The sequence below is a fragment of the Gluconacetobacter takamatsuzukensis genome (genome assembly GCF_014174275.1).
Lineage (GTDB): Bacteria > Pseudomonadota > Alphaproteobacteria > Acetobacterales > Acetobacteraceae > Gluconacetobacter > Gluconacetobacter takamatsuzukensis.
The window spans coordinates 39,461-50,632 of sequence record NZ_JABEQK010000016.1; the positions used below are offsets into that span (position 1 = coordinate 39,461).

At 63.3% G+C, this 11,172-nt stretch carries 9 protein-coding genes; 6 read left to right on the forward strand and 3 right to left on the reverse strand.

The window, feature by feature from the left end; all coding sequences use genetic code 11:
• Positions 1 to 309: 309 nt before the first annotated feature.
• Complete coding sequence (locus tag HLH27_RS15830; protein ID WP_182951011.1) at positions 310 to 2,292, forward strand: conjugal transfer protein TraG; 1,983 nt, start codon at positions 310 to 312, stop codon at positions 2,290 to 2,292.
• A 5-nt stretch (positions 2,293 to 2,297) separates the two neighbouring features.
• On the forward strand, positions 2,298 to 2,750 hold the full coding sequence (locus HLH27_RS15835; protein ID WP_182951029.1) for a CopG family transcriptional regulator: 453 nt from the start codon (positions 2,298 to 2,300) through the stop codon (positions 2,748 to 2,750).
• Between the two features lie 271 nt (positions 2,751 to 3,021).
• Here the strand turns inward: HLH27_RS15835 and HLH27_RS15840 are convergent, their stop codons facing one another.
• The 3 genes from HLH27_RS15840 to HLH27_RS15850 all read right to left on the reverse strand — a co-directional run bounded on the left by HLH27_RS15840 (position 3,022) and on the right by HLH27_RS15850 (position 6,967).
• On the reverse strand, positions 3,022 to 6,033 hold the full coding sequence (locus HLH27_RS15840) for a DEAD/DEAH box helicase (protein WP_182951012.1): 3,012 nt from the start codon (positions 6,031 to 6,033) through the stop codon (positions 3,022 to 3,024).
• A 2-nt stretch (positions 6,034 to 6,035) separates the two neighbouring features.
• A complete protein-coding gene (locus HLH27_RS15845) occupies positions 6,036 to 6,260 on the reverse strand; it encodes a YodC family protein (RefSeq protein WP_182951013.1) in 225 nt (74 codons plus the stop codon).
• A gap of 437 nt (positions 6,261 to 6,697) precedes the next feature.
• Positions 6,698 to 6,967 carry an HU family DNA-binding protein gene (locus HLH27_RS15850; protein ID WP_182951014.1) on the reverse strand — a complete coding sequence of 90 codons (270 nt, stop codon included), beginning with the start codon at positions 6,965 to 6,967 and terminating at the stop codon, positions 6,698 to 6,700.
• A gap of 213 nt (positions 6,968 to 7,180) precedes the next feature.
• Between HLH27_RS15850 and trbB the strand changes: the two genes are divergently transcribed.
• From trbB to trbE, 4 genes are read left to right on the forward strand one after another with little or no spacing between them, the layout of a single operon-like run.
• On the forward strand, positions 7,181 to 8,149 hold the full coding sequence (gene trbB / locus HLH27_RS15855) for a P-type conjugative transfer ATPase TrbB (protein ID WP_182951015.1): 969 nt from the start codon (positions 7,181 to 7,183) through the stop codon (positions 8,147 to 8,149).
• A complete protein-coding gene (locus HLH27_RS15860; protein WP_025829632.1) occupies positions 8,146 to 8,472 on the forward strand; it encodes a TrbC/VirB2 family protein in 327 nt (108 codons plus the stop codon). Before trbB ends, HLH27_RS15860 begins: the two co-directional genes overlap by 4 nt.
• The gene (locus HLH27_RS15865) at positions 8,472 to 8,738 is read left to right on the forward strand and encodes a VirB3 family type IV secretion system protein (RefSeq protein WP_182951016.1); all 267 of its coding nucleotides are present in this window, start codon (positions 8,472 to 8,474) and stop codon (positions 8,736 to 8,738) included. Before HLH27_RS15860 ends, HLH27_RS15865 begins: the two co-directional genes overlap by 1 nt.
• A gap of 7 nt (positions 8,739 to 8,745) precedes the next feature.
• A complete protein-coding gene (trbE, locus tag HLH27_RS15870) occupies positions 8,746 to 11,172 on the forward strand; it encodes a conjugal transfer protein TrbE (protein WP_182951017.1) in 2,427 nt (808 codons plus the stop codon).

Below are 11,172 nucleotides of genomic sequence, written 5' to 3' on the forward strand. Positions count from 1 at the left end.
CATCTTTACCGTACCGAGTTCTTCTTCACATGCGACGACAAGGCGATCGGAGTTTCCCAGCATGACAAGGCGAAATAAGGCGCCATCGATCTGTTATCCAGCCACTCGTCAAGACGAGCGCGCGCTTGTCGAGTTACTGGAACAGGGCGAGTGAAGTGGCGTCAGCACGCGCACGATTCTCGATATTCTTGCCGCCGTGCAGGCGGACAGGCAGGCCGTCCGTTTATTGTCCGCACCTATCCGGCGGCCCGAGGCGCTTTAATTAGGCCTTGAGTATCAGGAAATCGAGCCGTTTGGTCGGTTCCTGTCATGAACCAGACCAAGATCCTCTGGGGCTCGGTGTGTGCGGTAAGCACCGTGATCCTCGCCTTCACCTGGGCCGCGACCCAATGGACCGCCTGGCGGCTCGGCTTTCAGCCCCAGCTTGGTGCTCCGTGGTTCACGCTGCTCGGCTGGTCGATCTACTACCCGCCGGAATTCTTCTGGTGGTGGTTCGCCTACGATGCCTATGCCCCGGATATCTTCACCAGCGGGGGCTATATCGCGGCCTCGGGCGGGATCGCCGCCGTCATCGTCGCGATCACCCTGTCCGTCTGGCGCGCCCGCGAGAAGAAGCGCGCCACCACTTATGGTTCGGCGCATTGGGCCGACCCGCGCGAGATCCGCCGTGCCGGGCTCCTCGCCCCCGATGGCGTGGTGCTCGGTCGTTCCGCCGATGCCTATCTCCGTCATGACGGGCCAGAGCATGTGTTGTGTTTTGCCCCCACCCGATCGGGCAAGGGCGTGGGTCTGGTAGTGCCGACGCTGCTGACCTGGCCGGGCTCGGCCATCGTCCATGACATCAAGGGCGAGAACTGGACGCTGACCGCCGGCTGGCGCTCCCGCTTTGGTCGAGTGCTGCTGCTCGATCCGACCAACCTCGCTAGTGCCGCCTACAACCCGCTGCTGGAGGTCCGGCGTGGCGAGCGTGAAGTCCGCGACGTGCAGAACATCGCTGACGTGCTGGTCGATCCCGAGGGTGCCCTTGAGAAACGGAACCACTGGGAAAAGACCAGCCACGCCCTGCTGGTCGGTACCATTCTGCATGTCCTCTACGCCGAGGAGGACAAGACCCTGGCTGGAGTGGCCAATTTCCTCTCCGACCCCAAACGGGCGATCGAGACCACGCTGCGCGCCATGATGACCACGCCGCATCTCGGGGCGAAAGGCGTGCATCCCGTGGTCGCCAGTTCGGCGCGGGAACTGTTGAACAAGAGCGATAACGAACGTTCCGGCGTGCTGTCCACCGCCATGTCGTTCCTCGGTCTGTATCGCGACCCGGTCGTGGCCCATGTGACCCGGCGCTGCGACTGGCGGATCCGTGATCTTGTCGCCGGCACCCATCCGGCAACGTTGTATCTGGTGGTGCCGCCCTCAGACATCAGCCGCACCAAGCCGCTGGTCCGCCTGGTGCTGAATCAGATCGGCCGTCGGCTGACCGAGGAACTGGAGGCAAAGCGCCGCCATCGCCTGCTGCTGATGCTCGATGAATTCCCGGCGCTGGGACGGCTGGACTTCTTCGAGAGCGCGCTGGCCTTCATGGCCGGCTACGGCATCAAGAGCTTCCTGATCGGTCAGAGCCTCAACCAGATCGAGAAAGCCTATGGCCAGAACAACAGCATTCTGGACAACTGTCATGTCCGGGTCAGCTTCGCGACCAATGACGAGCGGACCGCCAAACGGGTGTCCGATGCGCTCGGCACCGCGACCGAGATCCGTGACGCGAAGAACTATGCCGGGCATCGACTGTCCCCGTGGCTCGGGCATCTGATGGTGACGCGCCACGAAACCGCGCGGCCGCTGCTGACGCCCGGCGAGATCATGCAGCTTCCGCCTGACGAGGAACTGGTGCTGGTGTCTGGTTGCCCGCCGATCCGAGCGCGCAAGGCGCGGTATTTCGAAGACGCCGAACTGACCACGCGCATCCTCCCGCCACCCCGGTTCGAGCCGCCTCTGGCTCCAGAGGGAACGCCGCCCATCGGACCGCAGCCGCCAGGGGGCTGGGCCGACGTAGTGCAGCCTTCAGCATCGGACAGCGGAGACGACGACCCAGCCAATGCCGGGATCCGCCGAGAGCCGGAATTGCCGGAACAGGAAGAGGTGGTGCAGGTGCCGAGAAAGCCGGTGCATGAATTCGATCCGCCGGACGATAAGGCTGAGGATGATGCCACACGGGCACAGACCCTGCGGCGCGGGGCACGGGCTCTCGCGCGGCAGGTGTCGCTCGATCCTGGTGACCGGATGGGGCTATGACAGCTATGCGGATCAAGCACACGATCCGGCTACCCGCCGATCTCAGTGTCAGACTTGCCGATTACGCTGCCCGCAAGAAGGTGCCGCAAGCGCTGATCGTGGAGACGGCGCTGGCGTCGTTTCTGTCACCGGATGGGCCGGAGCGCTTGGAAGCGGCGTTGGCCCGGCGGCTGGACCGGATGACGCGGCAGTTGGAGCGCATGGAGCGACGGGTCACGATTTCGAACGAATCATTGGCCGTGTTCGTGCGGTTCTGGCTGACCAGCACGCCGCCGCTACCGGATGCGGCCCTTGCTGCGGCGCAGAGCAAGGGGCGGGAGCGGTATGACGGGTTCATCGAAGCGGTCGGACGTAGGCTCGCCAGAGGGAAAACACTGGACGACGAGGTGAGGCTGGACGTGGGGCTAGGTGAGCAGGGGCAGGATGCCCCTGACCCGAAAGGCAATCTTGTAACGTGATGTCTGGATTGGGGGGAAAGCGGAATGTTGGCTATCGAAAAGAGATGCCCGAAAGCCGCCATTCGCAGTGTTCACGTTCATGACTGCTACCGACCAACACACGTCGTTCAGGTCAGCCACCCCGAACGTCCGCTCATGACAGAAGCTGCCGCCAAACGCCGCGTAGCGGACCGTCGGGAAGGCGCCCTAAATGTGGTCGTTCGCCGCCATCATCATCGATACCGAAACCTGCCATTCATTCATGGGGCTGATGGTTGTTGCGTTTCTGCGCTCATGCAGACCCCTCTAGCGCCGGTTGAAGTGCCTGGTGAAAGGCATCACCTCGCCGTCCGATAATGGCTGTCAATTGGGCCGCATTCAGCGCCAAAATAGTATCTTTGTCGCGATGCCCGGCTCGATAGAGCGAAAGAATTTCACCGCGTGTCAGAGGGAACGAAACGGAGGAGATAGGAAGTGCATCAGCGGGAAGACCAAGATCGAGTCGGGTCAGCAGCAGTGCCGCCGCTTCCTGATCATCTGCCCGGCCAAGAACGATGGCCGCGATCCGTAAGGCAGAGTCCAAGAGAAAGCGTGAGCCATCTGCAAATCCCCGGATGTCTCCATGCCCAACGCGCGAAAAGGCATTTGACGAGTAGCGAGCTTCGATACCGGTCGTCGGCTCACCCGCAATCCAATCGCTTACAATCAACGCGCGCTTACAGCGTCCATAGAAGGCAACATCGCTATCGGCTCGATGGCTCAACGAGCGAGCAATGTTGAACCCGAACCGCGCCCCCGCTTCTTGCTGCCAGCGGGGCTCCCCGTTCTTACCACTCTGTGGCGTGTAATCTTCGTCACGCTCTGGAAGGCACTCGATCAGAACGAGGAGATTTTCGAGCGTCGCATCGCCTGGCTCGATGCGGCGCAATAGCTCAACGAGGCGCATGGCGGATTCTAAACTGAGCGGCGATTCACCGCAGGCACGACCTAACATCGTAAGCCGCAGGTTATCGCCCTCTTGGTCAATCAAGCCATCCGCGATCATGCGGTTGAGCAGGCGCTCCAGATTTTCGCCCATCTGGATCCGCCAGCCTGGATTCTGGAGAGCAGCGAGATAGCCTCCATAAGTGTTTGCTACCAAATCTATGACCGCCTCACGCGGCACGTCGCGAACCTGCGCGAGCAAACGGATTACCCAAGTGCCCGGCTGATTGGGATTAAACGAGGACGTAATCGCCTCGGGCTGACCCTGCACATACTGCCTGAAGAGCTGGTTTCGCTCCATTGGGGTATCGGCGAGAATGATTGATTTACCCTCAGCCTCAAATCCGAGGCGGCCTGCACGTCCAGCCATGTTTTTATACTGCGCCACCGTGTAAGGCGTGCGTACTCGGCCCGGGAAATCGGTTTCGGCGATGATGACGGTAGATGCCGGAGTGTTCACCCCGGCCGCGACGGTACTGGTAGCCACAAGGACTTTGATGCTGCCGTTATGGCCTCGAAAGCCTCTCTCGACAGCCACGCGCTCGTCTCTTGTCAAATCTCCATTGTGAAAGGCGACGCCGCCTGCGAGGGCGCGACGAAGGCGTTCGGACATAGCTGACGGATCGCCTTCGGGGAGCGCGTCGAGAACGTCTTGCGCGGCATCGAGCCCTAGTTCGTTGGCAAGATATTCCGCGCACCCGCTTGCGGGTCCGCGCGCGTTTCTGAACACGATGACTTTCTCGCCTCCAGCGACAAGCTGCTGCACCAACGGAACGATGACGTCTTGCGAAGATGGCTTTGGCCTACGCTGTTGAATCCGGTGGCGCTCGATAAACTGAACCGTTTCCGCGCCGCCCGGTCCCGCCCTTGTGAACGCGCCGCTCCGGTCCAACGCGCCCTCAACTAGGGGGACGGGGCGTTCGTTCGTTTGAAGCAACGCACAATCAAGCCAGCGGTCAAAATTATTGGTGTGACCGATAACGGCGCTTAAGGTGATAAGCTGCGGGCTCACACCGCGCTGTCGCGCGCTGACCAAGCTGGTCAGGAGCAGTTCTACCACCATTCCACGTCCAGGCTCGGTGATAAATTGCGCTTCATCGAGAACTACAAGCCCGATCTGGTTGAGAATATGCGTGGACGAAACCGAAAGGCTTAGAAACTTTTCGTAGGTGAAGAATGCAATGTCGTATTTTCCGCGCAGGACTTCCCCGACCTGATCTTGCCAGTCTCCGCTACACCGCGCGATACGAAGGCCAAGACGCTCTCCGTAGAGGGCGGAAAAGTCCTCAAATTTCTCGTTTACAAGCGCCTTATACGGCAGCAAGAAAACGGCCTTCTTACCATCGGCGATAGCCTTCAGCGCGGCCAGTTCGCCCACAAAGGTTTTGCCTGCACTGGTTGGCGCGACGACCATAAGCGATTGACCGCTGAGAATGCCTCTATCGTTGACCGCCGCGATTTGGAGGGCGTTGAGCCCACCCGGAAAACGCTCATGCCAGGCGTCGATGGCCTCTTGGGGAATGCCAGCTTGGCTCAATTCACGGATATCTCCGGTCGTTTGGAGGTTTTCATACTCTGGAAATGCGGCCCTGTAGCGGTCGCCGACACGACCGGGCGGCAACATCAGATCGCCCTGAGTTTGACCGAACATGGTTGGCGATTGTTCGTAGCCGAAGCGTCCCGCATCAGCCCCGACCAGGCGGGTGACGCGATCAACCATCTCCAGTACGCCGATTGGCACTTCAGCCGCTAGCAGGGTATCGATGACGGCCTTCGTGAAAAGGCCATGCCGCGTCTGTGGATCTTCCAACGCTTCTTGCTCGGCAGAGGATGCGGCAAAAAGTATCCTGCCCTGACCAGCCACGTCCACTAAGGGAAACGCGATGCCGTTTCGAGGCACGAGCCCGACATCAAGGACACGTGCAGGAGCGCCCCCACTGAAACAGCAATCGAGCAGGAGGATTACGGCGCGCGCGCGGGTGTCCCGAAAACGCCGCGCCAGTTCATCCATTCCCAACGTTGTGCCAGGAATATCGGCAACGCTGGTATCATGCAGAACAAGTCGATGGTCGGGGGTTCCATGACCAGCGAAGCCAAGAATGACCACATCAGTTTCGTCGGCAGCACCGAGCGTCGCATCCATTGCCGCGCGCACAGCTTCCAACGTAGCATTCTCGTTGGTTATGAGCTGCGGGTCTGAGCCTTGGATGGAATCCGACATAATCGCCCACAGGGCGGTTGCGTCACGTGCCGCGCCTGTGAGGTCTCCCACGAATGGGTCGCTATGTCGGTCGATCCCGAAGAAGGCTGCCCGCATCATGCTCAGGCCCTCGAAACGCTAAAGCTGCCACCATAGGACGGGGAAGATTTTTCCAAGGACGTCGGGCGGAATGTCGCCTCTTGCCGTGCTTGACGGCTCCCTACTTTTTCAAACCAAACGCACCAGACGGTGTCCTCGCCCGTCATGGCCGCCTTGCCGACTTGTTCGACAGTCATGAGGGGGCCCCCGGATTTCAACTGAACAGTATCACCAGGCTCGAAGCTCATGATTCCCTCCAGGTTCGCGCTTTGTTCAATTGTTATCTTAAACCGAAAGCGTCGGCTAGTTGCGCCGAGAGGTATTCCACAGCTTTTTCTTGTTGCAGGTCGTTAGCTGCCGGTCGGTCGGAGACACGCGAACGGCGGCTAAGATCATTCAGGCGTCTGAAAACTGCCAGTCAGCAACCGGCCCAATCTCTTTCATCCTGCGGTCGCGTTCTGGCAGGTCCCGAGTGACCGCTGTCGGCCGGACCTGCCGGTTGCTAAGTCGCGAAGGAACGGCAGAAACGTCCCAAACGCGGTCTATCGCGTCTCGCCTAACAATGTCGGCTTTCGGGCAACCACCATCACGACTTCGATGTCTTCCTTGAAGGCGGAAACTGCCAGTCTCCCGTCTTCTATTCCCGAACATTGCTGTATGGCGGCAGGCAGGACGATGAGTCCAATCAGACCGCTTTCTTGAGGACCGGACTGGCCTTGAAACGCACGGTCTTGCCCGCCTTGACCTTCACCGGCTCGCCGGTGCGGGGATTGAGCGCCTTGCGGGCCTTGGTCTTCTGGACGGAGAACGTCCCGAAGGACGGCAGGGTGAACCCGCCCTCTTGCTTCAGCTCCGCGACGATGGCCCCGACCAGGTCATCGGCGGCCTTGGTAGCGGCAACGCCGGTGCAGTCGAGGGAATCCTGAAGAACAGCGGCAATGAAGGCTTTGCTCATGCGGGCGCGGGTCCGTGTCGTGATCGATTCCGCGAACGGTAGCAGCGCCCTTTCGCCCCGTCACCGCCGAAACGGCAACACACCCCTATGCAAGTTCTTCTATCCCAGCGCCCTACGGTCCCAGAGACTTGTTGCGCTGGCGTGTCTAGGCCTCTTTCTAATCGACCCCGCTGATCCACTGCCTCCCTCGGGAGGTCAAATGCGGGGTTTCCGGTGTCCGTCGCTCCCTTCCGCTCCGAAGCCGTCGCCCGTGGCGCGCGCATGCTGCGCACCGCCCTCGGCCCGGCGATTGCCGGGCATCTCGACGATCCGTCAATCGTCGAGGTGATGCTCAATCCAGACGGAAAGCTGTGGATCGACCGGTTGGCTGGCGGGATGGAAGACACCGGCACCCGGATCGTACCTGCCGACGCCGAGCGGATCGTCCGCCTGGTCGCCCATCATGTCGGCGTCGAGGTCCATCCTGGCAGCCCGCGCGTCTCTGCCGAACTGCCGGGAAGCGGGGAGCGGTTCGAGGGGCTGGTGCCGCCGGTGGTAGCCGCGCCCTGCTTCGCGATCCGGCGCCCCGCGGTCGCGGTGTTCTCGCTTGATGACTATGTCGCGGCCGGGATCATGACCGCTTCACAGGCCGCGTTTCTGCGCCGCGCCGTGGCCGAGCGGCAGAACATCCTGGTTGCCGGTGGCACCTCCACCGGCAAGACCACCCTGGTCAACGCCCTGCTGGCCGAGATCGCGCAGACCGGCGACCGGGTGGTGCTGATCGAGGACACCCGCGAACTGCAATGCGCGGCCCCCAACCTGGTCGCCCTGCGCACCAGGGACGTGGCCGCTTCGCTCTCCGACCTGGTGCGCTCCTCGCTGCGCCTGCGCCCCGACCGGATTCCGATCGGCGAGGTGCGCGGCGCCGAGGCGCTCGACCTGCTCAAGGCCTGGGGCACCGGCCATCCCGGCGGCGTCGGCACGCTGCATGCCGGATCCGCGATCGGGGCCCTGCACCGACTGGAGCAGCTGATCCAGGAAGCCGTCGTCACCGTGCCGCGCGCCCTGATCGCCGAGACCATCGACGTGATCGCGGTCCTGTCCGGGCGCGGCAACGCGCGCCGGCTGGCCGAACTCGCCACCGTCCACGGCCTGACCCCGGACGGGGACTACATCCTCGCACTCGCCGGAGATCCGTCATGACAAGCATGATCGCCCTGCGCCGCCGCTTTGCCGTGGCCGGCGCCACCCTCTCGCTCGCCCTGCTGTCGGCCCCGGCCTACGCCTCGGGCTCCAGCATGCCCTGGGAAACTCCGCTCAACGAGATCCTGGAATCCGTGCAGGGGCCGGTCGCCAAGATCATCTCGGTGATCATCATCACCGTGACTGGCCTGACCCTGGCCTTCGGCGAGACCTCTGGCGGGTTCCGCCGCCTGATCCAGATCGTCTTCGGCCTGTCGATCGCTTTTGCCGCCAGTTCGTTCTTTCTGTCCTTCTTCTCCTTCTCGGGCGGGGCGCTGATCTGATGGATCCCGACGTCATTCCCGGTTTCACCGCCCCGGTGCATCGCGCCCTGATCGAGCCGATCCTGCTCGGCGGGGCGCCGCGCACGGTGGCCATCGTCAACGGCACGCTGGCCGCCGCGATCGGCCTCGGCCTGCGGCTCTGGATCGCCGGCGGGATCTTCTGGCTGGCCGGCCATCTCGCCGCCGTCTGGGCGGCCAAGCGTGACCCCGCCTTCGTCGACGTGGTGCGCCGGCACCTGCGCTATCCCACCCATCTGGTCGGGTGAGGGCGCCATGCTGAATCTCGCCGAATACCGCCACCACCGCGATCGGCTGGCCGATTTCCTGCCCTGGGCGGCACTGGTCGCCAGGGGCGTGGTGCTGAACAAGGACGGCGCCTTCCAGCGCACCGCCCGGTTCCGCGGTCCCGATCTGGACTCCTCGACCGCCTCCGAACTGGTCGCCATTACTGCGCGCCTGAACAATGCCCTTCGCCGGCTTGGCTCCGGCTGGGCACTTTTTGTCGAGGCGCAGCGCCGGCCAGCGCGGGGCTATCCTTCCAGCCCGTTTCCCGATCCCGCGTCCGAACTGGTCGATGCCGAGCGTCGGGCACAGTTCGAGGAAGAGGACGCGCATTACGAGAGCCGCTATTTCCTCACCCTGGTCTGGTTGCCGCCGGCGGACGATGCCGCCCGCGCCGAAGCCTGGCTCTATGAGAATCGCGCCCATGGCGGCTCCGACTGGCGGGCGGTGGTCGCGGGTTTCATCGACCAGACCGATCGGGTGTTGGCGCTGCTCGACGGCTTCATGCCCGAGGCAGACTGGCTCGATGACGGCGAAACGCTGACGTATCTCCATTCCTGCATCTCGACGCGCCTGCAGCGGGTCCGGGTGCCGGAAATCCCGATGCACCTCGATGCGATCCTGGTTGATGAGGAACTGACCGGTGGGCTGGAGCCGCGTCTGGGTAATGCGCATCTGCGCACGCTGACCGTCACCGGCTTTCCCACCCAGACCTGGCCGGGGCTGCTGGATGAGCTGAATCGGCTGGCCTTCCCCTATCGCTGGTCGACACGGGCAATCTGCCTCGATCGCACTGACGCCACGAAAGTGCTGGGCCGGATCCGGCGGCAGTGGTTCGCCAAGCGCAAATCGATCATGGCGATCCTCAAGGAGGTGATGACCAACGAGGCGTCGGTGCTGCTGGATTCCGACGCCGCCAATAAGGCGGCCGACGCCGATGCGGCGTTGCAGGAACTCGGCACCGACCAGGTCGGGCAGGCCTATGTCACCGCCACCGTCACGGTGTGGGACGAGGATCCCGGGATCGCCGCCGACCGGCTGCGGCTGGTGGAAAAAACCATCCAGGGTCGCGACTTCACCTGCATGCGTGAGACGGTGAACGCCATCGAGGCCTGGTTCGGCAGCCTGCCGGGTCATGTCTATGCCAATGTCCGCCAGCCCTGCGTTTCGACCCTGAACCTCGCGCATATGATCCCGCTCTCCGCGGTATGGGCCGGGCCCGAGCGCGACGGGCATTTCGCGGCCCCGCCGCTATTCTATGCCCGCACCGAGGGTTCGACCCCATTCCGCTTTGCCCTCCACGTCGGCGATGTCGGCCACACGCTGATCGCCGGACCGACTGGCGCCGGCAAGTCCGTGCTGCTGGCCTTCATGGCGATGCAGTTCCGCCGCTATGCCGGGGCGGAGATCTTCGCCTTCGATTTCGGTGGCTCGATCCGCGCGGCTACCCTGGCGATGGCTGGCGACTGGCACGATCTCGGTGGCGCGCTGGCGCAGGACGTGAATGAACCGGTCGCGTTGCAACCGTTGGCGCGGATCGATGAGCCGGGCGAACGGGCCTGGGCAGCGGAGTGGGTGGCGACCCTCCTGGAGCGCGAGGGCGTCACGGTTGTCCCCGACCTCAAGGAGCATCTGTGGTCGGCGCTGACTTCGCTGGCCTCGGCCCCGGTCACGGAACGCACCCTTACCGGCCTGTCGGCGCTGCTCCAGTCGCTGGCGCTGAAACAGGCGTTGCAGCCTTATTGTGTTGGTGGCCCGTGGGGACAATTGCTCGACGCCGAGCATGAGCGGCTGGGCGTGGCCGACATCCAGGCCTTCGAGATCGAGGGGCTGATCGGCTCCGACGCGGCATCCGCCGTGCTGTCCTATCTGTTCCATCGTATCGAGGACCGCTTCGACGGCAGCCCGACGCTGCTGATCATCGACGAGGGCTGGCTGGCGCTGGACGATCGCGCCTTTGCCGGACAGCTCCGGGAATGGCTGAAGACGCTGCGCAAGAAGAATGCCTCCGTCATCTTCGCCACCCAGTCGCTGGCCGATATCGACGCCAGTCCGATCGCGCCGGCGCTGATCGAAAGCTGCCCGACACGCGTGTTTCTGCCCAATGACCGGGCGCTGGAGCCGCAGATTACCGCGATCTATCGCCGTTTCGGGTTGAACGACCGCCAGATCGAGATCCTCAGCCGGGCGACGCCCAAGCGCGATTATTACTGCCAGTCTCGGCGCGGCAACCGGCTGTTCGATCTCGGCCTGTCCGAGGTGGCGTTGGCCTTCACCGCCGCGTCTTCGCCCGACGATCAGGCCGCCATCGACCGGATCTTCGCCCGGCACGGGCGCGACGGGTTCGCGGCGGCTTGGCTGGCGCACAGGGGCGTGGACTGGGCGATCGAAATGCTCAGGCCGGGAGAGGGATCATGA